Genomic DNA, 24,749 nt, shown 5'->3' on the forward strand with positions numbered 1-24,749 from the left:
CCTTGTTACTTTAACCCCTAGCTTTTGCTGGGGGTTTTGAGTTATGAGTTATTCAAAACTCTTTGTTGGATCAAAATGTCTAAAGAATTCATCATTGGTAGTAAAGTACGTGTTGTTGCACTACCGCCTTACGTCAAAACTGCCGAACCCATGCCCATGCTGCGCCCCCCAAATGTCATTCAACTGGGAGAAGAAGGTATAGTGATGGATCATCGTCCTGGTGGATATTGGGGTATTCGCTTTGCTAAAGGGGCTTTTCTCCTCGATAGCCAATACATAGAAAGTACAGATGTCCCAGCCGAATCTCAGCCGGAATCAGAAGAACAGTGAATAAGAACTGTAAACTTATGTTAAGTTATCATTCTTATCTGTACCATGATTTCTCGCCGCAATTTTTTAAGCATATTATTTGCCAGCTTTGTTGCTGTCAGCAGTTGGCTGAACTTTACACCAACTGCTGATGCGCTGGGTGGAAAACTACCCGCCATAAATCAACCTGCACCGGAGTTTACCTTGCCTACTAACACAGGCAACGGTAACATTTCTCTTTCGGACTTGCGTGGTAAATGGGTAGTTCTTTATTTTTATCCCAAAGACTTCACCTCTGGCTGCACCATAGAGGCGCGGCGTTTTCAGCAAGACTTACCCAAATATTTAGCCCAGAATACTCAAATTATTGGAGTCAGCGCTGATGATGTAGATTCTCACGCAGAATTTTGTGATTCTGAAGGGCTAAAATTCCCCCTGTTAGCAGATACAACTGGCGCAGTTAGTAAAGCCTATGGTTCTTGGATTGGTTACGTTTCTATGCGCCACAGTTTTATCATCGATCCAGATGGGATTCTGCGTGAGACTTTCGTTAAAGTTAATCCCAATATTCACAGCACAGAAGTACTAGCGCGGCTGGAACAGTTACAGTCAACAGCTTCTTAGGATAGACGAGGAATGAGGGGGATGAGGAGAAATATCCCATTTTGAAAAAACAACGCGATAGATGAGTATGGGCACGGCACCAGTAAGATAATTTAATATTCCAAAAGCTTGTGGTTGCCGTGCCCTGACAAAGAATTTATCTGTATATTGCCGCCTTATATCAAAATATGGAAGTTCAAAGTTGAACTCTTAACTAACGGCGACTAAATCTCTAGAGGGCGCTGCTTTAATGCAGAGATATACCAATGCGATTTTATTTTTGACAAGTCCAGAGTCAAAAGTCAACCGTTTCCCCTTGTACCCAATTACCCAATGCTCAATGCCCAATGCCCGATTCCCCAAAATTAATGTAAAATAAATATGCCCCTGGGGGGGATTTTGAAGTGTGGTATTTTAAGTAAGATAAAGTTTAGTAACAATTATTAAAAACATTGATTAATAATACATTGTCCTCATACGGTACTCCTACCGGCTCTATAGATACTGAATTGCAATCCATTAATCAAGGACGCAAAGGCATAGGTGAATTAGAAACTACACTCTCCAATTCTCCCAATTTGCCCATATCTCCGGCTTCTACAAAAGTTTGGTTAGTGTTTGCGGCGGCGGTATTTTTGGTATCTGTACCAGTATTTATCGAAGCGCCATTAGTGCGATCGCTTCCTAGTTTGAGTTTAGCGATCGCAGGCTTGTGGGTATGGCTGAGTTTTAATTTAATGTCACGTCCCGCAACATATCTTTGGGGCGATTTGCTTTTAGGTTTTAGCTGGAGTTGGCTAGCAGGGGCAATTTACTGGGGATGGTTTCGCTGGGAACCGTTATGGCATTTACCAGTAGAATCTATTGGGTTACCCTTTGCTTGTTGGTGTCTGTTCAGAAATTGGGGCAAAGTCGGTAACTGGTTTTACTTAGGTTCCTTGTTTGGGACAGTCTTAACGGATGTGTACTTTTATTTAGTAGATTTAATTCCCTATTGGCGGCAAATCATGCAAGTTGAACCAGAGGGAGTCTCAGCAATTTTACAAAATGCTGTTATTCAAGTTAGAACACCTTGGGGACAAGCATGGGCGATCGCCTTAGCTTTAGTATTATTAACAACAGGTCTTATACCCCTACTCACTAAGCAAAGACATTGGTACGCCTTCAGTGGTGCAGTTTTAAGCACTATTTTAGTAGACAGCCTATTCCTCTTCGCCGCACTCTTTGCCTAAAAAAACACTAATCCCCAATCCCCAGTCCCCAGTCCCCAGTCCCCAACCCCTCAAAGATTCAAATTCAACAATTGCGAGATTGCAGGTAACAACTTATGCCCATTTTTTACTAATCTGGCAGAAGTGGGTAAACTAGCCAACGTACCAATCAAAATCTTAAACGCAGTTCTGGCTAACCTGTGTATATGTCCTTCTTCTGGATTTTTCCCAGCTTCCGCTAAAGCCATTACCTGCTCTAATGCTTCGGCTTTATCTTCAGGTTGTAATTCTCTATTCGCTTCAATTTCTGATTGCAACTGTTTCAGCAGGTTAGCTAATTTTGCTGCTTCTGGAGAATCTAAATTTTCAAGTTGGTTAATACTACTATTAACAAGGTTATTCGCTTCATTAATAGTAACTTCACTTACCATTGATTCGCTCAATTTTTCAATGTAGCTACCACTAGTAATCACCACCATTTCATCAGTTTTAACAATTCTTCTTCTCTGTTGAGCAGCCACTAAAACGGCTTGAATCACAGAGTTTTGCGGTTGCAGTACTAATGCTTGTTTAAATTGTTCTTTTGCGGCTTCAAATCTTCCTTGTTCCATTAGTTCTTGTCCGTAACTCAGTAAAGCTTGAATAAATCCATCCTGAGTTCTAATTGGATCGACTTTATAAGCTCTAGCATAAAGTTCTACAGCTTGGTCAAAATCTCTAATATCTATGCAAATTTCAGCTAATCTAAACAATGCATCAAAATGGTTAGGATTAGCCTGTAAGACTTGCTCGTAGAGATTAGCTGCAGTTTGTAAATCGCTATTTTGAGATAACTTTACTGCTTGTTGATAAAGGCGATGAGCTTGCGAATCCAGCTTTTCTAATTCCCAAATTTCTCGCCTTAACGGATATCTTTTGACTAACCATTTACGGACTAACTCAACTGTTACCTTATAGTTATTCCAGCGTAATGGTTGAAATATTCCTGGTGTTATATTATGTAAAAAATTCCATTGCAATAATCGCTCTTCTGCTATGTGGAAAGGCTCAGTTAAAACTACACCACATTGCACCAGCAGTTTTAACGGTTCTCCTTTAGCAACAGATGTTGTTTGTTGTTGAACTTCTGCTACTGCTGAGAAGATTACTCGCTCAGTAATCGGTAAACCATCTCGGAACCACGCTAAACCAGCTTCACCAATTTCAATGGCTTCCTCAACAATATTTTGTACATCACTACGAGTTACTTGCCAGCGTTGTTCTTCTCTAGCTTGAGAGAAAAGTGCAAAGCAAATCACTTGCGTAAAATAAGGATGTCCGGCTGACAATTCTAAAATTGCATCTATGGCATCAGGCTCATATTTGAGAATATGCTGTGCAGGTTTGGTAATTAATTGTTCTGCACTTTGTCTATCTAATAGACCAATTTCTCGATTTGGTGCTTGCCTAAATAAACTTAGTAAATTTGGTAAATCATCCAATTGTCTCCCAATAACTGGAATGATAAACAGTTCTTTTTGGGAATAAACAACCGATTGGAGACAGGGAAAAAAGTCAGCAACAGAGGAATCTTGACCAGAATCACCTAAAACATCAAACTCATCCAACAAGAGTACCAAGTTTTTACCATTAATTACTTGATAAACTTGGGGTAAAAATTCATTGAAAAATATGCCTGCATCTTTTTGCAGTTGTTTTTTTGTTGGTAAAGCAAGTTGGCGGCGATGTGGATGGCGATAATCATCTAAATAATCAATAATCTCTCTTGCTAGTTCATATAAAACCTCACTTAAGCACTTTTGACTTTTACCTTCTAGCGACAAAGGTATAAAGAAAAAGTTTTCTAAATCGATAAAGTGAGGAATTTGGGACAGCACAGACGACTTACCAATCCGGCGCTGACCGTGGAGTAAAATTACTTGTGCGCCTTGGTTGAGATTGTCATAAATAAAATTGAATAGGTCTTCACGCCCAAAAAATAACTCTGGTTCATAAATTGGACGACCAATAACATACGGATTATCTTCCCAATTGGTTGAAGACACCATTCTCGCCAACTCCTCCCCAGAGGAAGTAGATCTAGCTTGTACTTTAAGCATACGGCACGTGATAATTACTTCTCAAGTAGGATCGCCCGCTAGTTTGCGAACAATCCAAACTAAAGACTGGACGATATCTCGATGCTGCCATACCCAACGAATCGCTTTTTTAACTGTACCTGCTTGTTCCCGGCTCATCAAATTGAGAAAAACTTTCTCTCTTCCTTCCAGTTGCGCCTCATTAGTGTTGTATATTTCTTGGATTACCCACCACTCCATCATTGATGAGTTAAAAGAATAGATAGTTTTCCCTTCATCTAATGTGCGCTGAATTACGCCTCGTTCCTCTAAATCTACTAGTTCCCGGCTGCGTTGGCTAAAAACTAAATCAACGTCGCCTAAAGCATAGCGAGTACTTCTGTTTAAGCGACCTTGCAACCGCACCAAGGCAATTAGCATTAAGAGAATCTGTTCTTCTTCAGTGGAAAACCTCCAAGTATCGCGGAAATATTGCTCGGTAGCGCTTTCAAAATCCTGAGCAAAAGACTGAATATCAGGGGTATTTCCTGCTAGTAGGGTGTCATACAATAAATAACCGGCATTTTGCAGCAGCGCTGGGTGTCCATCGATAATTTCTAAAACTCCGGCTCGCAAACTTCCTGGAATGGGTATGGCTAGCTGATTATTAACTTCCGTAGCCGGTAATGGTCTTAATAACCGGAAGAGATAATGATTATACCACGGCGAACCACCCGGTTTGATGGTCGGCCCTAATTCATTAAGGCGGCGAAAAGTAGTAACAATAGTTGAAAGGTATTTGCCTTCATTGCTGTGAACTGCCAAATCCCGGAACTCACTTAAGAAAGTCAGCATTTGGGTTTCGGTGTATTGCTCATTAGGTTGCAGCGCGGCATCATAATCATCTAACAGTAGCAACAAAAACTTGTCACGCTGCCCAATTTTCCGCAGCATTCGCCGCAAGTCTCCTTTTTCTACCTTTTCTTCCTGCAATAACTGTTTAATATCAGTTTGGAGAGGCTCATCATCTTCCGTTGCATCTTGCAGCAAGCTGAGGATTTCTCGCCAAAAACCAGAGGCGGTAAACGGACTGATACCTGCACAGTTAATAGAAACAATCAACGCTTTAGATATATCTCTTCCCCGCGCTTCCCAAATTTTCGGTGAAGCAATATACCGCAATAGCGAAGACTTACCCATTCCAGGACTACCATAGATAGCCAAGTGTGCGCGCCGAGAAATTTGATCAAAAGCGGTTCTGACTTCCGCACTGCGTCCGAAAAAGTATTCCGGTGGTACTGGGCCACCAACAAAGAAGGGATTTTGTGACATTAATGTAATTAAGTGAAGAGTCAAGGGTCAAGGGTCAAGGGTCAAAAGTCCAAAGACTATTATCAAGTTTTGGGTCGAATTTGACTCCATAGCCTTACAGCTAATTACATTATTAACTTGATGATGCGATCGCATCTTCCTGACGCGACAATTAGCGATCGCACTAACCAGATTATACTTCTGGATCAACACCCAAGGCTCGTAATTGAGCAGCTAGGCGTTCTGCGCGTTGGCGTTCCTGTTCTGCTCTTTCTTCACCAGTTAACAACAAATTACCTTGCTCATCCCACCAGCGCAGCCAAGGTATTTCTAGATTCTGATATTCTCCTTGCCATATACCTAACTCTACTCCCAACGGGATAATGGCATAATGTCCACGTTCATTAGGTGAGATTAATTGATATTGTCCGCCAATTAATTCATAAACTTCAACGCTGGCTTTATTCACTTCATAAATGCCGTAAAAAGACGGATGAATTACTTGTTCATAAATCCAGAATTTACCCTTCCAAGGCGTTTTATCTCGTTCTTCTGTACCATCACCAGAGACAAATTCTAATGCAATCAATGGAGCAATGAACTCTCGCCACAATACGTAAGACCTACGGATTTGCCCATCCAGCAAGGGTGGTACATTCGGCACATAAAACCAATCTGGTGCTTCTGCGCCTTTTTCTGGGGGGTCAGTCATCCGCCAATATATACCGCTATCTTGACCTATGCAGTATTGCCCATCTGGATGGCGTTTTTGCAATATCGGTTGAATGGAGTCGGTAAGTAGAATGCTTTGGGGATGTTCCTGAAAATTTTTCACGAAAGTACCATCAGACTCTGGTAGCTGCGTATGGTCGGGAAAAGGTGTGAGTTCGTCGGTGAAATTGATTGCAGAGGTCATAATGTTACCTTTGCACAGGGGTAAGAGTTGTTTTTTAGTTTAGCAATTTGGAAGAAAAAGGGCGATGTCTGCTGACAAGCAGCTGCGCGTTTACGCACCTTTAACCTCATGCAAAATATTAAGTTTCTAATTCAACGGCGAGCAATGGTTTTAAGAACTTTATTCTTCTGGAAAATTAGCTAGGTAAATAAACTGACATCTACATGAAAATAGTCCGCAAGCGCTTCTGCTTGAGTTTTACTAATAGTGCGATCGCCATTCACAATTTGCACAGCAACATCCAAAGATCCAACTACCTCTACTAATGCTTCAGTAGTCATATCGCGTGCATCCATCAGATGCATTAACATCGAATTGGGTGTACCTTTGAGCATTGGGTAATGGGTTTCTTCAAACTGCTCAATTAATGTTACCAAAAGTTGCAACAGCATTTCCTCTTCTGGTGTCCGATTAGGACGATGTTCTAAGGTTAATGCGAGTGCGATCGCTTGTTCGTTTTCTTCTTCCGTAGTAATTATTTTTGGCTGATACTCGGCTAGTAATTTACCGTAAGATTCAGGATTAAAAGTACGGGTCATTTTTCCATTTATCCTTATCATATTCGGCGTGAGTTAGGACATATTTAATATAAATTCTTTGAGTTTCGTAAACAATATCAACAATCAAACGATAGTTGTTTCCTTTGATATTAAACACGGTGAAGTTGCCAACGGCTTCTGCTTTTGGATAAATAGATTGAACTTCAAGCAGATTTTTCCATTCAGCTTTAGTTGCCACTCTATACCAATCATAAAGTGCCTCACAGACATCTGCGTGTGCTTCACAAAAATCCCGCAGAATTCTGCGACTAATAACGTGCATTTAAATTTACTCTAATTAAAACTATGAAAATTGTCTCCCAAAATATAGCTTTTAGAGATGGGTTAATTGTCCAAGCTAATCAAACAAATGTACAGAGTTATGACTACTAAGTATATCGGACTGCTTAATTGTTAGTTGTTGGGTAGGCGTAGCCCGCCGCAGGCATCGCCAAAATAGCAATTGTAGTATCCGAAGCAGCAATTGTAGTGTCAAAAGCAGCAAATGTAGTATCCGAAATGGCAATTGTAGTGTCAAAAGCAGCAAATGTAGTATCCGAAATGGCAATTGTAGTGTGCGAAACAGCAAATGTAGTGTCGGAAGCAGCAATTGTAGTATCGGAAATAGCAATTGCGACGCTGAAAACCCTATTTTGTGGTCAGAATACTACATTTGCAGGGGTAAGGGTTGTTTTTTAGTTTAGCAATTCAATGAGAAGAGAGGCGATCGCACTTTCTCTGCTTTGTCATCAGGTAAAAAATGCGATCGCCTTTGCTGTTTACTTAGTTAATACCAAATTCATGGGCTTAACTCCTGCTAAATCTAAAATCTGCGGAATTAAGTCTTCTCGCTTCACAGCCATCATGTGTACACCTTGGCATAATTGCTGTGCTATTTGCACTTGCTCGGCAGCAATTTTTACACCTTCCTCTAGTGGGTGTTTGGCTTTGGCTAACCGATCAATTATGTGCTGCGGTATATTTACACCAGGAACGCACCTATTAATAAATTGGGCATTTTTTGCAGATTTCAGCAGAAAAATTCCTGCCAAAATTGGTTTATTACAACCTGCGGCAATTTTGTCCATAAATTTCTCTAATCGCTCAAAGTCAGTAATTAACTGACTTTGAAAAAATTGCGCTCCTGCTTGTAATTTGCGTTCAAAGCGACTTTGCAAACCTGACCAACTAGCGCATTGTGGATCGACTGCTGCACCGACAAATAAATCAAGTGCGCCATCACTCAAGGGTTGCTCGTTACTGTCAGCACCTTGATTGAGGTTGCGAATTAATTGTAGCAGGCGTACAGCTTCTAAATCAAATACACTCTTAGCATCGGGGTGATCACCTGCTTTGACTGGGTCACCCGTGAGAGCTAAGATGTTACGGATACCCAAGGCGTGAGCGCCCATCAGATCAGCTTGTAAACCAATCCGGTTGCGATCGCGGCAAGCAATCTGACAAATTGGTTCAATGCCATGTTGTAACAAAATTGCTGATGCCACTAACGAAGACATCCGTAATACTGCGCGGCTACCATCGGTAACATTGACGGCATGAACCCTCCCCTTAAGGGTCGCCGCCATATCAAGCATATGTTTTGGATCTCCACCTTTAGGAGGTGCTACTTCAGCAGTTATTAAAAATTCGCCTGCTTGCGCGGCGCTGCGGAAGGCGTTCAAGACTGTCGGAATCTGGGTATCAGGCATAACATTCAGATTTCAATTTTCTTACAGGGTAAAGCAAATTACACCCAAAAGTGAAATCTTTAGAGAGGAACAGAATAGCCTAAAGCCGCTTTGACTTCTGCTAGGGTTTGGTTGGCAACTGCTTGGGCTTTTTGGCGACCATCTCGCAACACAGACTCTAAATAGCCTTTATCTGCCATTACCGCTTGATATTTATCTTGAATCGGTTTGAGAGCTGCGATCGCTGTTTCTGTCAACAAGGGCTTAAATTGTCCCCAACCCATATTTTCGCATTCTGCTGCTACCTCTGCTTTATTTTTACCAGATAACAGCATATATAGAGTTAACAAGTTATTACACTCTGGACGCTCTGGATCGTCAAAAGTTAAGCCCCGAACTGGATCGGTTTTACAACGCTTAATTTTATTGGCGATTTGCTCTGGTGTATCTAACAAATTAATTCGGCTTAATTCCGATGGATCGGACTTGGACATTTTACGGGTACCATCGGTCAAACTCATCACCCTTGCACCTTCTTTGCGAATCAAAGGTGCTGGTAGCTTTAACACAGGCTGATCTGGTGTCGCAAATAAGTGATTAAAACGGTTCACAATATCCCGTGTCAATTCTAAATGTTGCTTTTGGTCTTCACCCACAGGCACAAAATCTGCTTGGTACAGCAAAATATCAGCAGACATCAGCACTGGGTAATCCAACAAGCCGACACCAACATTTTCCCCTTGTTTTACAGCCTTTTCCTTAAACTGGATCATGTCTTGCAGCCAGTTGAGAGGTGTAATGCAGTTGAGCAACCAGGTAAGTTCGCTGTGTGCCGAGACGTGAGACTGTACAAAGATAGTGGAATGATTTAAATCCAGACCACAAGCTAAATAGAGAGCCACGAGAGTATAGGTATTAGATGCCAACTCCTTAGGATCGTGTGGCACAGTGATTGCGTGCAAATCAGCGACGAAAAGGTAATTGTCGTAATCACTCTGGGCTTCTACCCAATTACGAATCGCTCCCAAATAGTTGCCTAAATGCAAATTTCCGGTTGGTTGAACTCCCGACAGAACGCGCTGCTTGCCCATAAGTTTCCAGTTTAGTTATCTCAAATCCGCCCTATGTCCAGCGACGGTTACAAAACACATTTAATTTTGACATTTTCTAGATGCAATGGGCATGGGGAATGGGGCATTGGGCATTGGGCATGGGGTAATGAGTAATGAGTAATGGGTAATGGGTAATTGGTAATTACTTTTTCCCTCATCTCCCTCATCTCCCTCATCTTCCTTATCTCCCTCATCTCCCCCTGCCCCCTGCTCCCTGCCCCCCTGCCTCTTTCACTGCACAGCAAATATCTAGCGACTTAATCAATAAGATGATTAATGCTTAGTTGAGCGAAGGTTAAAATTCTGCTAAAAGGTTCTAATTTTAGAGAATCTAATTTATTTGACTAGAAATTATAAGGCAAGAGTTGTCTTTTTGGTTCTTTCTTGCTGCAGGCTAAATATCTTGACTTTATTAGCTTTTTGCTCTCAGGTATTCATAGGCGATCGCTTACCAGCAAGCATGAATATTCATGCTTTATATCTTCATGTATATTTAGACTTCTATCACTGAAGAGAAAATTTGACAGGCAATTATGAAAATTGGTCTTTTTTAGGCGATATCTACAGGGTAAATACATCTATTTTTTAGCTAGCTTACCTATTAGATAATTTTTTATGGCAAATTTTATACTGATATTTATTTTAGTTACTTATTTGATATAAGCTATAGCTTGTAACCTATTGTGTCTATCATCAAACTATCTTACAGATGTATATTATTAAAATTGACGTATTTTGCAATACATGGTATTAGTTAGACATAATTTCACAGAAACTTTATAATACTCTCAGAAAATCCAGCTAATATAATTTGGCCGGGATCAGAGTATACAGGGTGAAATTACCAACTTATAGATTATTAACGGGGTGACTTGGAAATAATTTCTAAGTTGATGAGGAATTTCCTCACAATATTTTTACTGGCATCTATATTCCGTAAATCGTTCTCGATAATTTTCTTTTTTAAGAAAAAATATTTGTTGTTCTCTAGTCATTAATGACTCTCTTGGAGGTGCTTTTCAGTAAATGGAAAATATAGATAATAATGCTTCGTCAACTACGAAAGATGATATTGTCAGCAGCGAGATAGAGACAGAAGCACAGGAAGAGGGAATTAACCCAGATGGGATACCAAATGATCCTTCTTATAACCGTCAGTGGGGTTTACAGAAGATTAATGCATCCACAGCTTGGGATTATACTCAAGGTAGTAAAAGTGTAGTTGTAGCTGTTATTGATACTGGTGTTGATTACAACCACCCTGACTTAGCTGCAAACATTTGGACGAATACCAAAGAAATCGCTGGTAATGGCATTGATGATGATGGCAATGGCTACACTGATGATATTCATGGTTGGGATTTTGGTGATAACGACAGCGATCCCAATGACAATGACACCACCAAAAGCAAGCGCGGTCATGGTACTCACGTAGCAGGTATTTTGGGTGCTGTAGGAAACAACAATCAAGGCACCATCGGTGTCAGCCCCAATGTTTCCATCATGATCACCAAGCATTACCGCACCAATGATTCAGTGGGGTATTTGTGGGATGTTCCCAAAGGCATCAGATACGCTGTAGATAATGGTGCTAAAGTTATCAACCTCAGCTTAGGCTCCAGTTCTTTTGACCAAGCACAATTTGACGCTCTGAGCTATGCAAACCAAAAAGGTGTTTTAGTCGTAACCTCAGCCGGTAATAATGGTCGCAATAATGATGTGACTCCGTACTATCCAGCGAACTACGATTTGCCTAATATCATTACCGTTGCATCTCTCGGTAAAAATAACAATTTAGCTAGTGACTCCAGCTATGGTTTCCAAAGCGTAGATATAGCTGCACCTGGGGTAGATATTTATAGTACCTTCGCTGATAGTAGATATGCTACATGGGGTGGCACCTCAATGGCTACGCCCTTGGTAACTGGTGCTGCGGCTTTACTGTTGGCAGCTAACCCAAAACTCACAGTATCAGAACTCAAACGTGACATCCTCGCCAGCGTTCAGCAAGTCCCGGGTTTGCAAAGCAAGGTGGCTACTGGTGGATACTTAGATTTGTCTAAATTAACGCAATTTTTGTCAACAGCAACCCCTCAAGCGAATAGTGTAACCGATAACACGACTGATACACCTGCTGCAGAGCCAGTTCCGACTCCAGCCGAAAATACTAATGATGCTAGCGGTATTAGTGATAGTGACAATATCTCTAACAATGCTAATAATCAGACTATCTATGGCAGTGTCGATAATGATAGCCTCACTGGTGCTTCAGGCAACGATACTATTTTTGGTAATGATGGCAATGACTCCATTGATGGCGGCGATGGTAACGACGTTCTGAATGGCGAAAATGGTAATGATACCATCGCAGGTGCTGCTGGTAATGATACAGCCAATGGCGGCGCTGGTGGTGACAGACTCTATGGTGCTGATGGTAATGACAACCTCAATGGCGATGCTGGCAATGACAAACTCTATGGTGATGCTGGCGATGACATCCTCAATGGTGGTTCCGGTAACGATACCCTCAATGGTGGTGCTGACAATGACACTCTCATAGGCGGTAATGGCAAAGATATCTTAACAGGTGGTGATGGTGACGATGTTTTAATAGGTGGACTGGGGAAAGACATTCTCACAGGCGGTTTGGGAAAAGATATCTTTGTCTTTGATTCTCTGTCAGATAAGAAAGATGCGATCGCAGACTTTTCTAGTTTCGAAGGAGATAAAATTCAAATCGGTTCTAGCTTTGGTACCGACCTAAGCCTGTTCAGCTATGACAATATTACAGGTGCTTTGAGCTTTAATAATGTTCAATTTGCTACTCTAAATACTGATTCTATGTTTAATCCTCAGCAGGATATTATTGTCTAAGCCAGCGTTTCCTTAAGAAACGCGATGGAAACAGGTTTCTTAAGGAAACAGTACCTCAGAATTTCTTCCCCATTACCAATTACCAAGCAACTACCTGATTTCAGACATCCACCTGTCAATAGTAGGGAAATTGCTAATTTTGGTCTTCATGCCATCTTCTATAATTTATAAAACCTGCACAAATAAATCTTAGGCATGAGACTGTGACAGAAACTGGAAGCTACAAAGATACTGTAAACCTACCCAAGACTAGTTTTGATATGCGAGCGAACGCGCTGAAGCGTGAGCCGGAAATTCAAAAATTTTGGGAAGAAAATAACATTTACGATCGCCTGTCGCAAAACAACCCTGGCGAATTATTTATACTACATGATGGGCCTCCCTACGCAAATGGCTCGCTTCATATTGGTCATGCCTTAAATAAAATTCTCAAAGATATTATTAATCGCTACCAACTGCTACGGGGGCGTAAGGTTCGTTATGTGCCGGGTTGGGACTGCCACGGCTTACCCATTGAACTGAAAGTTTTGCAGAATATGAAATCGGCAGAACGGCAAAATCTCACGCCTTTGCAACTGCGGCAGAAAGCGAAACAATTTGCTTTAGCAACAGTAGATGACCAACGCCAAAGTTTTAAACGCTATGGTGTTTGGGGCGATTGGGAAGATCCTTATTTGACTCTCAAGCCAGAGTATGAAGCTGCTCAAATTGGTGTATTCGGGCAGATGTTCTTAAAAGGATATATCTATCGTGGTTTAAAGCCTGTTCACTGGAGTCCCAGTTCTAAAACTGCTTTGGCTGAAGCTGAGTTGGAATATCCAGAAGGTCACACTTCCCGGAGTATCTATGCAGCTTTTCCCGTTACGAGTCTTGCGGAAGCTGCAAAATCGCTATTAGGTGAATATCTGCCAGATTTGGGTGTCGCTATCTGGACAACCACACCTTGGACAATTCCAGGTAACTTGGCTGTGGCGGTGAATGCAGACCTTAACTATGCTGTGGTGGAAGTTTCCCGCAAAGATGCAGAAACGCAGACGGGATTTAAATATCTCATAGTTGCGGCTGATTTAGCAGAACGCTTATCTGCAACTTTGGAAATTGAATTAACCGTAAAAGCCACATTCAAGGGGAAAGATTTAGAACATATCACCTATCGTCATCCTTTATTTGACCGCGAAAGTCCGGTTGTAGTAGGTGGCGATTACATTACCACTGAATCTGGTACAGGGTTAGTTCATACTGCCCCTGGTCATGGTCAAGAAGACTACATCGTTGGTCAGCGCTATGGTTTACCTATCCTTGCGCCAGTGGATGATAATGGTAACTTTACCCCAGAAGCCGGACAATTTGCTGGGTTGAATGTGTTGGGTGATGGGAACCAAGCGGTAATTGATGCATTAACGGCGGCGGGTTCTTTGTTGAAGGAAGAAGCTTACGCCCATAAATATCCCTACGACTGGCGGACAAAGAAACCGACAATTTTCCGCGCTACCGAACAATGGTTTGCTTCCGTAGAAGGATTTAGAGAAGAAGCATTAAAAGCGATCGCTTCGGTAAAATGGATTCCAGCCCAAGGTGAAAATCGCATCACGCCAATGGTAGCGGAACGTTCTGATTGGTGTATTTCCCGTCAGCGTTCTTGGGGTGTGCCAATTCCCGTATTCTACGATGAAGAAACTGGCGAACCACTGCTGAATGAGGAAACCATCAACCACATCCAAGCAATTATCGCGGAAAAAGGTTCCGATGCTTGGTGGGAACTTTCTGTAGAGGAATTGTTACCCGAACCATACCGGAGTAATGGCCGTTCCTACCGCAGAGGTACAGACACAATGGATGTCTGGTTTGATTCTGGTTCATCTTGGGCTGCTGTCGCTAAACAGCGTCCAGAATTGCGTTACCCCGCAGATATGTATTTGGAAGGTTCCGACCAACATCGCGGCTGGTTCCAGTCAAGTTTGCTCACCAGTGTAGCGGTGAATGGCATTGCACCTTACAAAACTGTGCTAACTCACGGCTTTGTACTAGATGAACAAGGCCGGAAGATGAGTAAATCTGTGGGGAATGTAGTCGATCCGCAGGTGATGATTGCTGGCGGTAAAGACCAGAAAAAAGAACCCCCTTATGGTGCTGATGTGTTGCGTTTGTGGGTGTCGTCGGTAGATTATACTTCCGATGTGCGTCTGGGTGGCAACATCATCAAGCAGCTAAACGATGTCAGAGGGAAGATTCGCAATACAGCGCGGTTCTTACTGGGTAGCTTGCATGACTTCGACCCGGAAAAAGATGCAATTCCTTTAGCGGAGTTACCCGAACTCGACCGCTATATGCTGCATCGCATCACCGAGGTATTTCAGGAAGTCACAGAAGCCTTCGACAGTTTCCAATTCTTCCGCTTCTTCCAAACAGTGCAAAATTTCTGCGTTGTGGATTTATCCAACTTTTATTTGGATGTTGCCAAAGATAGACTTTACATCAGCGCGCCGAACGCTTTCCGCCGTCGCAGTTGTCAAACAGTACTAAAGATAGCTTTAGAGAATTTAGCACGTGCGATCGCACCTGTGTTATGCCACACTGCGGAAGATATTTGGCAACATCTCCCCTACACAACACCCTACAAATCCGTATTTGAAGCTGGTTGGGTACAAGTAGAAGAAGCATGGCTAAATCCCGAATTAGGCGAGTTGTGGCAAACATTGCGACAACTCCGCACCGATGTCAACAAGGTGTTAGAACTAGCGAGAATAGAAAAACTCATTGGTTCTTCCCTAGAAGCGAAAGCTTTAATTCACATCCCCCACAAACAGTTAGGCGATGCAATCAAAGCTTTTGACTCTACTAAAGGTAACGGTATCGACAAACTGCGGTACTTATTGCTGACTTCGCAAGTGGAATTATTAGATTCCCCCGAGAAACTGCAAGGATTGAAATACACAGCACAAACCGAAGACTGGACAATTGCAGTAGTAAATGCAGACGGCGAAAAATGCGATCGCTGCTGGAACTACTCCACCCACGTGGGAGAATCAAAAGCACATCCCCTATTGTGCGAACGTTGTGTTTCAGCCCTAGCAGGCGAGTTTTAAGAATTGGGGATGGGGTAATGGGTAATTGGTAATGGGAATTAATCTCCTGTCCCCTCATCTCCCTCATCCCCATCCCCCAATCCCCTAAAATGAATAATGTAGGGGTTTCCACGGCGCGAGGAATTTGATGACTAATCTCTTACAAGAAGCATTTGCTGTGGTCTCACAGCTACCTGAAGCTGAACAAAATGCGATCGCTCAACTCATTTTGCAGCAACTAGCCCAGCGCGATCAATCACTGCATAAAATACCTATAGATTTTATGCAATTCGCTGGTATTGCTAGTGCTGAAGAAACTATCCTTCTGCAAACTCTCGAACGTGATATTGAAGAACAGCGATCGTTAGACTTGCAAAGACAAATTGACCTGTGAAAAAAGCTTTATTAGATACTAATATCTTGTCATACTTCCTGCGAGGTGAATTGCAAGTCGTCACAAAATTAAGTGAATACCAACAATTTCACAGCAATTTGACTTTTTCTATTCTCACTTACTATGAAATCAAGAGTGGCTTACTTTACAAAGATGCAGGTAAACTGCTTCAACAATTTGAAATTCTTGCTAATGGTAGTGAGATTTTACCACTTGATCTAGAAATAGCTAATGTTGCAAGTATCATTTACACAGACTTACGTCAAAGAGGTTTACTAATTACTCCAATTGACTTGCTAATTGCAGCATCAGCAATTCAACATGATTGTGTTTTAATTACTGCAAATATTAAACATTTTCAAAATATCTTTAACTTAGAATATGACAATTGGGCGGCACCTCCCTTATCATGAAAAACTCCATCCCCTTATGGATGGAGTTTTTCATGACTTATTTATCTCCCTTTTCCCCCTCATCCCCATTCTCTATAACTTCTGCAACAACTCCTGAGTTAATTGCAAAAATGCTTTAGAACCAGGAGATTGCGGACTCATTAAAACAGCCGGCATAAAACTATCAACAGCCTTAGCCACATTCACATCTACTGGAATTTGATTTTTACAAATTTTTTCTACACCAAAATCTTCCACAACACGATGCATTACTTGTTTGTAGTATCTGCTAGTTAGAAGATTTGAACTCGACATACTAAATACTATACCCAGCATTTTTATATCGATTTTCGCTTCATGTTCGTGACTATCTTTTAATTGTCCAATGCGTCTTTCTAACAATTGAATACCTACTACAGATAATGGTTCTGGTTTAGCAGGTAAAATATAGAAATCACTACAAGCCAAAGCACTACGAGTTAAAAGATTATAGCCAGGGGCACAATCTAAAATGATAAAATCATACTCTTGGCGAACTGCCTTTAAGATGTTATTAATTAACACCCTTTCAAAGCGATTCCAAACCATTTCAAAATCCTGCTCTCCTAATGCCACCGATTGTTGATGCAGCATTTCGGAGACGACAAATTCATCATATAAATCGATATCTCCTGGTAATAAATCTAATCCAGGTAACTTACAAACATTTGCATAAACGATATCTTGAATTGTCAATTTAGCATCCGGTTCTGGCGCTATAACTTGGTCTATTAAATATCGAAATGTCTTTCTATTTTTCCGCCGTTTGGCAAATTCCAAAGGCGACATCAAACTGAGTGTGGCGCTAATTTGGCTATCTAAATCTAGAACCAACACCCGCTTACCATGATACTTAGCCAAACAAGTAGCTAAATTGACTGTAATGGTGGTTTTACCGACACCACCTTTCATATTTGCAGTTGCAATTACATATCCCATTGCTTAAGTCCTTTGGCGACGCATCCCCATCTAGGTAGCGCACACCCCTCCTGATATATGGAAATTGTCGTTAAATTTAATATTTCTGGAATACACAAAGTACTCCAGTGATATTGCCGTGATTGAGGCAGTCAGAATTATAGCAGTGAGTAGCACATTACTAACAATTAAGAAAAAATTAGTTTTAGGCTAACGGTAGTTGAATTTTAGCTGCTAATAAACTCTGTAGACGTTGTAGCTGCGGCCCGACTTGGTAAAGTAAATCACCTTTCCCTAATAAGTAAGCTGCTAACGCTGATGTACCACCTAAAATAATTTTGGAATCTGCTTCACTTCTAGTGCTAAGGGCAATTCTTCCTGGTAAATTAGCGCGAATTAGAGGGGTAACAATCCCTGCTTCCGGACGTTGAGTGGCAATAATCAGATGAATTCCGGCAGCCCTGGCTTTTGCGCCCAATCTTTTAATACTTTGTTCTAATGCGGTGCGAATTTCTTTTTCTGCCATAAAGTCTGCATATTCATCAAAAATACAGACAATGCGAGGAAGAGATTGTGAGCAACGTTGATTATAACTACTCAAGTCAGCACAAGCAGCTTTCTCAAACCTTTGGTAACGAGACTCCATCTCTGCAACTAACTCATCCATTAGTTCAATAGCGCGATCGCTATCCTTAACAATAGATGAATATGACCAAGACATTTGCTCAAACTCTGGAAACGTCACCCGTTTAGGATCAACGAGGGCAACTTTCAGGTGTTGCGGGGAATGGCGATATAGTAAGCTGAGGAGGAGCGATCGCAAAAATTCACTCTTACCACTCCCAGTTGTACCCCCAACCAAAAAGTGACAGGTATTCGGATCAGATAAATCAGCTTCTATGAGTTCTCCTTCTAAATTTACCCCAATCGCAATTTTTACAGGTGCATTTGCGGGTAAAGGTTGCGGCTGAATATAAGTTTCAAAGTGAGCAATTTGCCGATCTGAACGTGGTAAATCTATACTGACATACCCAGCTTGTGGCGCAATCAAAGGCGGATTTGCTAAACCTAACTGCACTTGCAAATCATTAGACAACCGAAGAATAGAATTTACACTCACCCCTAAATGAGGTTTCAGTTTCACCCGAATAAAAGCAGGCCCTACAGCCGCACCTTGATAATCAACTTTAATTTTAAAAGATTGCAAGGTAGTAACTAATTGTTCACCAATTTCATCACCTAAGGTTGATGTATCCTCCTCTTCAGTCGGCGGTTTTGGAGTATCAACTTCTGCATCTTCAAAAAAAGTTTGACACTTTTGTTGCTGAGGACAAATTTCACACAAATCAGGCTGAGTAGTCCGTGGCGGTGAATTGGGCTGAGACTGTTCCCAACTTAACCATTCTTGCATTTGTTGTAATTTATAGGGAATCAACTGATGCACAGTATTTTCTAGTTGTTCCCAAGAATATTGATATTCTTTAAATTCTGGTAAAACACAGTAAACTGCTGAGTCAACAGGTACTTTTTTCTGATGATGCAGCATATAACTATAAAGAGAAACTTGAGCCAATTGTGCTGATGGATCTACAGATTGATAGGTTTTAAACTCCACTACACAAAGGCGATTCAATTCAAAATTAAAAACTAAGCAATCAAATTCACCCCTTACCAGTTGCTGCGTTCCATTAGGTAGCTGAAAGTAATGCTCAACGCTGTGTTCTCCAGAGAGAAACGTATTACTAATAACTGTTTCTGCATTACAATAGCGCCGATTAATTACTAACAATTCTGCAAAGCGTTTAATTAATCCTTGTAATCCCTGCCAAACTTGTAAAAGTGCTTGAGCTTGACTACCATCTTTCTCAACTGCTTCTTGTAGGTAGGGAAAGAATTCTAATTGATAAAATATTTGTTGCATTTGTGAGGCAACTTCCTCTACCTTTATCTGTGCTGCTTCAGATTTAAATAAAGCTTTAAATTGCGGTTCAATAACAGCTAATTTTACAAATTTATCTGCTAATTTATGAAATGGGTTACCAATACCAACAACAGTATTTGGTGGTAAAAATATTGCTTTATCTCCAAATGTATGATTGAGATAGAATAAGCGGGGACACTCAAAAGCAAGACGGACTTTCGTCACCGTTAATGATGAATTCTCAGATTTGCTTTTTGGTTGATGTGAGCCATTTTTTTTCATATCAGCATTAGATATTTCTAGTAAACGACGGTGTACAGCCGCTAAATAAACCGTATCCATCGCCGCATATTTCAGCTGCTTGCTGCTCAGAGGACGCTTTCCCCAATCGCTTGCTTGTTCTTCTATATCTACATCTGTGAAATTGCAGAGTTCTACTGCTAAAGTCTTAAGTTTTAAATCAGATACTTGCAGTCTTTGAGAGGTAATTTTTCTCGCCAATTGTAAAGTACAAGTAACATTTTTAGCTAACTTACCGCCTAAATACTTTAAATCAAAGCTAGAATTGTGAAAAATCTTTTCAATATTAGGATTAATCATGATTTGGTTAATAAAATATGCTGCCAAATCACGTTTATTTAAGACATCGAGAATATAAGCGGATTTGCCTGTTGAGTCTGTTGAGTCAGTCAACACCTGAATCAGCGATAGCTTTGGATAGTAAGTATTCCAGTCAGCAGTTTCTGTATCTAACCAAAGAATTTTAGTAGATGCTAACTTCGATATTAATTGTCGGATTTCTGTTGCTTCTATCAGGTATTGCATTGACTAAAATATTTGAGCAAAGACTATAAAGCAATCAAACAAATCAATTTGTCTTGTAACTTGGCTTTGGGATTAATAATTTTCACTTTTTTTTCCTGGCATAATAAGTCAATTAGGTCATGAATTTCACTTTCTTTTACAGTAGGAAATTGCCGGATGACTTCCCTAATTAAAGCTGTAACTCCCATAAAAGCTTGAATTTTGATTTGATTCAACATGAAATCTTTTACAAGTTTTAAATCTTGTTTTCTATTGTCATTATCCCTAACAGTATCTTGTTTCGGAACAATACCTAAATCTTGCAATAAAGCACATTTATGCAAAATCTGTAACTCCCGAATTAGAGATTGTAATTCCTTTAAAGTGATGGTTTTACGTACCAGCACTAACTCATGTGCAAGCGCCGAATTAACTAAGCTATGGTATGTAGCTAAGTAATGGACAGAACCTAGACTTGGCTTGATATGAAGATGATGAGTATATGTAAAAATCTGTCTGTAAATTTGATTTCCTGCCAGGTTTGGTTGACCAACTCCCGCAAAACGGATGAGTTTTAACTTCTGGCATAAATTATTAGAAACCACTCTCTGACAAGCATTCATTACATCATAAAATGGTTTCATACCTGGATCTTCTGTCCAGACTATCCCTACCTTTTCTTTAGTACTAGGCTGTTGATAACTTACAGAATAGCTGGCATATTTTCCACTTAGAAGTTTAGGTTTAATTTCCTGGATTTGTAAAGCTTCTAAAGCTTCCTGTACTAACCTAATTAGTTCAGGCGCTGCTAATAAGGTTATCTTAGTAATTTTCGCCTGAACTTTTTTATATTCTTGTTGCCATATTAACTGTAATTCTGCTTTGATTTCATCTGGTGTAGGCGGTGGGGGTGGTGGTGGTGTCCCATCATCTAACCATTTTGGCTTCGGAGATTTTTTATCTCTGAATAACCATTCTTTATATTCTTGAAATAATTGCTTTCCTAGCGTTAACGCCATCCGTGGTGAGGCTTTACGGCTAGGAAACGCTTTCCACAAAATTTCAGCAGTTAGGGGGTAAATTGGAGACTTAGGTAGAGAGTAAGCTTGATGATGTATTTGATAGAGTCGAGAAGCTAATAGAGCTTCTGCTTCCTCTAAAGTAATACGTTTGAGGGGTACTTTTACACTAGCTCTATCTAAATCAGAGGGTTGAATTCGCTTGTAGTTATCATTCCATGTACTAGTTCTGACACTGATAATAATTAAAAATCCTTGCCATTTACCGTTATAAATTGCAGAGTTAACGTTAAATAAAGCTTGTATATCAATAGAGCCATCTGGCAAACGAGCAATAGAATCTAAGTTATCAAAACATAAAACTATAGGCTGAGTTTTACTAGATATCTTGCTGAAATTTCCTAAAATCCCTCGTGCCGTATCTTCACTATCAATAGATTGTTTAATTTGGAGTTGTTTCAGGCTTTCTTCATCTAAATCATCCCCTTTTAACCATTCACATGCCAGGGAGTTTAAGTTTGGATCAGTTAGGTCATAAAGAACACCAAAAAATTCATTTGCATTATAAATTCCTTTAGTACCTATGGTCTTTTTAAGGATATCAACAAATAATTTTCGCTCACCTTTATTATCTGTTTTTGTTCTTCCAAAAAATCCTTTAATTTTGTCAATAAAACTTTTTTGTTCAGATTGTAATCCTTTACTGATATTAGACAAACAGCTTTTGAGCCAAAGGATTAATTGAGAATCAGTTTGTCCTTCTGGAGCATTCACCAAGCTATCAACAGTATGGCGTAAAATATGTCGCCAGATATGATCGCTTTGAGGGAAAGGCTCAATGTATGCGAAAAAGGCCTGCTCGTTGAGCCTTTGTTTCAAACGACCCATGAAATGAGTTTTCCCAACACCAGCATCACCGTAGAGAATTACAGTCCGAGTTTGATGATCTTGAGAAATCTGTTCTAAAACACTTTTGATTTGAGTTAATGCTTCTTGATGAATAGAGTCAACAGTAGAAACTGGCTTTTGTTCTTCCCAAAAGTTACCTGCTGCAAAGTTATCAAATGGGTTAAGCGATTGTTTAATAACATCGTCAATTGTCAACATAATGATATCTCTGCTTTTTTAAAACTCATCCGATTTGTAATTAGCACATAGACATTTAATTAACGGTGATAAAAAATAAGGAGCCACCGCTTATTTGAGAAATTCCAGCTTCAACTTGTTCGGGTGTATAATCACGTGGCTCTGCTAAAGTACTCAACTCAATTTTGTTAGCTTCTTCGAGACGATACAAAGCCTGATCTAATTCATCCCGTGAAAGTGGTGGTTGTAACTTTTGCCGCAAATGAAAAATAGGTACATAATTATCCGTACCCAATTCTTTATCTAATTTCTCAATAATTTGTAAAATTTCTTCATCACTTATATTACTAATTGTTTCCAAAGCTGACTCTGTCGCAATTGGTAGTGAATTAGAAACTTGTTCTGGCTTCACCCGCAGATTTTTACGTAAAAACCGCAGGTAATTATTTAGCAAATCAAGACTGATAACAGGGTTAGAGCCTTTTTTAGGAATGTAATCATCCCGCAGTTCCGCAATTCCTCTTTCAGTCAGCCAAACCTCAGCTTTAGTTTTTTTAATTCCCCATTCAGCGTCAATTAATCCCCGTTCACTCAGGGTTTTCAATATCACATCTCGTTCAGCAGCTTTTGGCGAGGTGATTTTGCTGGGGGCGATTTTCCCAGAAACTTTACTTATCTTCTCCAGTACCTTGAGTTCTTTGTCTGTAATCGGTACTTGGGCTGCATCAAGCTTCAGCAGAGCTTGACCTGGCGGTAAAATTTTAACTGTCGTAATCTCACGGGTATAGTCTACCAGTTCGCGATCGCCCAAACTTTTACAAATTTTGTTTTTATCACCTTTAAAAACATCAAAGGTGGTGGCGCTAAGACTAGAGCGATAATTGGTACACCCCAACAACTTGAGTAGAAACTTTAACTCGTTCGTTTCCATACTAGTAATCTTGCCTGTATCTAATTAAGCATTAAGCACTACTCTAGCTCGAACAGCAAAAATTGACACACTTTTCTGATCGTAGCACTATATTCTGTGACTACGGAAAAGTGTGCGATCGCATATAAACCATTTCTAATTAATTGAGTAAATATAACTTCTTACTGCTCATAGCTTGATTGTGAAAAACCTAAAGTTTTACCAATAAAATAAAAATGGTGCGTTGCTTAGTTAACGCACCATAAACTACGGGATAGAAGACAATTTATTTTTTAGTATTTTTTGAATTTCTAATTCCTATATATCCGCTTTTGCGATTAATGTTTACGCTTAAACTCTTCTCAAAGCATTAAACGCTTTATTCCGCAACCCACCCGGTAACAACGACAAACCTAAACCAGTCCAGGCTTTAGTATTAGAAAAAGACTTACCAGCCAAAACAAACTCTCTACCAGATTGGATTTCGCCTTTTTCAATTAAACGTAAACCTAATATTAATTTTGCTTCTGCCAGGCGATTTTTTCTAATCGACTCTAATTTTTCTGAATCAAACTTATAATTTTGCAGGTATTTAATCTTATCAAATAAATAAGGAATCGCCCGATTAATGCCTTGCTGTTCTGCATGGCAACGATATTCCATTAATAATTCTGGTAAATAATAACCTTTTTTACCAGCCAAAGCTAGCCTTACAAACAAATCATTATCTTCGCAATTTTGAATATTGGGAAGCATAAAACCCAATTCTTGCAATGTTTGGCGACGGAATAATGTTGCACCTACTTGAAAGCTTTGGTAAATAAAAACTACCTCTAGTAAATTATCAACAATACCAGCCCCTAATTTCTTCCTACCCCAGCGACGAGAATTTTCCTGAGTCATCTGATCATTGCGGTTATTATTAATATCAATGATCCAGTGGTCAGTACCAACAAAATCAATGCCAGGATTTTGTTCAAAAATGGCAACAGTACGTGCTAAAAAATCAGGTGTCAGTCGGTCGTCGTCATCAAATTTGATAAAATACTCGCCACTAGCTGCATTAAAGCCAGAGCGCATATTATTACTTTTACCAATGTTTTGTTGATGATGAATATATTTAATGCGGTGATCTATGTACTGTGACATCAACTCCGGTGTACTATCACGCGAACCATCATCACAAACAATTAATTCAAAGTCCTGGTAAGTCTGGTTGATGACGCTCTCAATGGCGTAAGGTAAGAGATTAACTCTATTATAAGTAGGAATACAAACACTAATTTTAGCCACAATAGTAATAATAAATATTGTTTAACTACAAGGTCTTACCAAGTTAGAATTCGGTCTATTGCTAGAATTCTCTATTTCAATGTTACCTTATCGCTCAATTGTCTTATTTCATCTGAACATCATCTTTATTCAGGAATAATACTGAGTCGTGTTCATCTAATAATTTCTCAAACAATAGTTCTTAGCGTATCTGCATCAGTAGATATATTTAATTGGCTGCTTTGCTTGATATATTGGCATATAATTTTC

General features: G+C 40.1%; 20 protein-coding genes. 8 read left to right on the forward strand and 12 right to left on the reverse strand.

From position 1 onward, the window contains the following. Positions 1-75 precede the first annotated feature (75 nt). The 3 genes from sipA to AACU25_RS07985 all read left to right on the forward strand — a co-directional run bounded on the left by sipA (position 76) and on the right by AACU25_RS07985 (position 2,144). Positions 76-330: a regulatory protein SipA gene (gene sipA, locus AACU25_RS07975; protein ID WP_045869812.1), complete on the forward strand. Its 255-nt coding sequence runs from the start codon at positions 76-78 to the stop codon at positions 328-330. Between the two features lie 45 nt (positions 331-375). Then, the gene (locus tag AACU25_RS07980) at positions 376-933 is read left to right on the forward strand and encodes a peroxiredoxin (RefSeq protein ID WP_096574676.1); all 558 of its coding nucleotides are present in this window, start codon (positions 376-378) and stop codon (positions 931-933) included. A gap of 431 nt (positions 934-1,364) precedes the next feature. Then, the gene (locus AACU25_RS07985; RefSeq protein WP_190445849.1) at positions 1,365-2,144 is read left to right on the forward strand and encodes a DUF3120 domain-containing protein; all 780 of its coding nucleotides are present in this window, start codon (positions 1,365-1,367) and stop codon (positions 2,142-2,144) included. A 50-nt stretch (positions 2,145-2,194) separates the two neighbouring features. Here the strand turns inward: AACU25_RS07985 and AACU25_RS07990 are convergent, their stop codons facing one another. The 5 genes from AACU25_RS07990 to AACU25_RS08010 form a co-directional block, all read right to left on the reverse strand. Further along, positions 2,195-4,171, reverse strand: coding sequence for an ATP-binding protein (locus AACU25_RS07990; RefSeq protein WP_190445848.1), 1,977 nt, complete (start codon positions 4,169-4,171; stop codon positions 2,195-2,197). A 72-nt stretch (positions 4,172-4,243) separates the two neighbouring features. Continuing rightward, positions 4,244-5,512, reverse strand: a complete 1,269-nt coding sequence (locus AACU25_RS07995; RefSeq protein WP_096574678.1) for an ATP-binding protein — start codon at positions 5,510-5,512, stop codon at positions 4,244-4,246. Between the two features lie 172 nt (positions 5,513-5,684). Beyond that, entirely contained in the window at positions 5,685-6,407 is a 723-nt protein-coding gene (locus AACU25_RS08000; protein WP_096574679.1) for a Uma2 family endonuclease, read from the reverse strand. A gap of 179 nt (positions 6,408-6,586) precedes the next feature. After that, positions 6,587-6,985: a helix-turn-helix domain-containing protein gene (locus tag AACU25_RS08005; RefSeq protein WP_096574680.1), complete on the reverse strand. Its 399-nt coding sequence runs from the start codon at positions 6,983-6,985 to the stop codon at positions 6,587-6,589. Further along, a complete protein-coding gene (locus tag AACU25_RS08010) occupies positions 6,969-7,268 on the reverse strand; it encodes a type II toxin-antitoxin system HigB family toxin (RefSeq protein ID WP_096574681.1) in 300 nt (99 codons plus the stop codon). Before AACU25_RS08010 ends, AACU25_RS08005 begins: the two co-directional genes overlap by 17 nt. Before the next feature lie 206 nt (positions 7,269-7,474). On the opposite strand from AACU25_RS08010, the gene AACU25_RS08015 reads away from it, so the two are divergent. Then, on the forward strand, positions 7,475-7,684 hold the full coding sequence (locus AACU25_RS08015) for a hypothetical protein (protein WP_096574682.1): 210 nt from the start codon (positions 7,475-7,477) through the stop codon (positions 7,682-7,684). An 80-nt stretch (positions 7,685-7,764) separates the two neighbouring features. On the opposite strand, the gene AACU25_RS08020 is transcribed toward AACU25_RS08015, so the two are convergent. Continuing rightward, positions 7,765-8,694, reverse strand: a complete 930-nt coding sequence (locus AACU25_RS08020; RefSeq protein ID WP_096574683.1) for a methylenetetrahydrofolate reductase — start codon at positions 8,692-8,694, stop codon at positions 7,765-7,767. A gap of 59 nt (positions 8,695-8,753) precedes the next feature. Further along, positions 8,754-9,764 (reverse strand): tryptophan--tRNA ligase, encoded by a 1,011-nt coding sequence (trpS, locus tag AACU25_RS08025; protein WP_096574684.1) that lies wholly within the window; start codon positions 9,762-9,764, stop codon positions 8,754-8,756. Positions 9,765-10,811: 1,047 nt separating this feature from the next. On the opposite strand from trpS, the gene AACU25_RS08030 reads away from it, so the two are divergent. The 4 genes from AACU25_RS08030 (at position 10,812) to AACU25_RS08045 (ending at position 16,531) form a co-directional block, all read left to right on the forward strand. Then, positions 10,812-12,659, forward strand: coding sequence for a S8 family serine peptidase (locus AACU25_RS08030; RefSeq protein WP_096574685.1), 1,848 nt, complete (start codon positions 10,812-10,814; stop codon positions 12,657-12,659). Positions 12,660-12,862: 203 nt separating this feature from the next. After that, positions 12,863-15,745 (forward strand): isoleucine--tRNA ligase, encoded by a 2,883-nt coding sequence (gene ileS / locus AACU25_RS08035; RefSeq protein WP_096574686.1) that lies wholly within the window; start codon positions 12,863-12,865, stop codon positions 15,743-15,745. A gap of 127 nt (positions 15,746-15,872) precedes the next feature. Next, positions 15,873-16,118, forward strand: coding sequence for a hypothetical protein (locus tag AACU25_RS08040; protein ID WP_096574687.1), 246 nt, complete (start codon positions 15,873-15,875; stop codon positions 16,116-16,118). Then, positions 16,115-16,531 (forward strand): type II toxin-antitoxin system VapC family toxin, encoded by a 417-nt coding sequence (locus AACU25_RS08045; protein WP_096574688.1) that lies wholly within the window; start codon positions 16,115-16,117, stop codon positions 16,529-16,531. Before AACU25_RS08040 ends, AACU25_RS08045 begins: the two co-directional genes overlap by 4 nt. A gap of 72 nt (positions 16,532-16,603) precedes the next feature. Here AACU25_RS08045 and AACU25_RS08050 read toward each other — a convergent pair whose 3' ends face one another. The 5 genes from AACU25_RS08050 to AACU25_RS08070 all read right to left on the reverse strand — a co-directional run bounded on the left by AACU25_RS08050 (position 16,604) and on the right by AACU25_RS08070 (position 24,500). After that, entirely contained in the window at positions 16,604-17,488 is an 885-nt protein-coding gene (locus AACU25_RS08050) for a ParA family protein (RefSeq protein WP_096574689.1), read from the reverse strand. Between the two features lie 184 nt (positions 17,489-17,672). Continuing rightward, positions 17,673-20,213, reverse strand: coding sequence for a DNA translocase FtsK (locus tag AACU25_RS08055; RefSeq protein WP_096574690.1), 2,541 nt, complete (start codon positions 20,211-20,213; stop codon positions 17,673-17,675). Between the two features lie 23 nt (positions 20,214-20,236). Beyond that, positions 20,237-22,318 (reverse strand): ATP-binding protein, encoded by a 2,082-nt coding sequence (locus AACU25_RS08060; protein ID WP_096574691.1) that lies wholly within the window; start codon positions 22,316-22,318, stop codon positions 20,237-20,239. Between the two features lie 55 nt (positions 22,319-22,373). After that, positions 22,374-23,228, reverse strand: a complete 855-nt coding sequence (locus tag AACU25_RS08065; protein WP_096574692.1) for a transcription factor RcaD — start codon at positions 23,226-23,228, stop codon at positions 22,374-22,376. 330 nt (positions 23,229-23,558) lie between these two features. Then, the gene (locus tag AACU25_RS08070; protein ID WP_096574693.1) at positions 23,559-24,500 is read right to left on the reverse strand and encodes a glycosyltransferase family 2 protein; all 942 of its coding nucleotides are present in this window, start codon (positions 24,498-24,500) and stop codon (positions 23,559-23,561) included. Between the last annotated feature and the right edge of the window lie 249 nt (positions 24,501-24,749).

It is taken from the genome of Tolypothrix tenuis PCC 7101, from assembly GCF_963874875.1.
In the GTDB taxonomy this organism is placed as follows: Bacteria; Cyanobacteriota; Cyanobacteriia; order Cyanobacteriales; family Nostocaceae; genus Aulosira; species Aulosira tenue.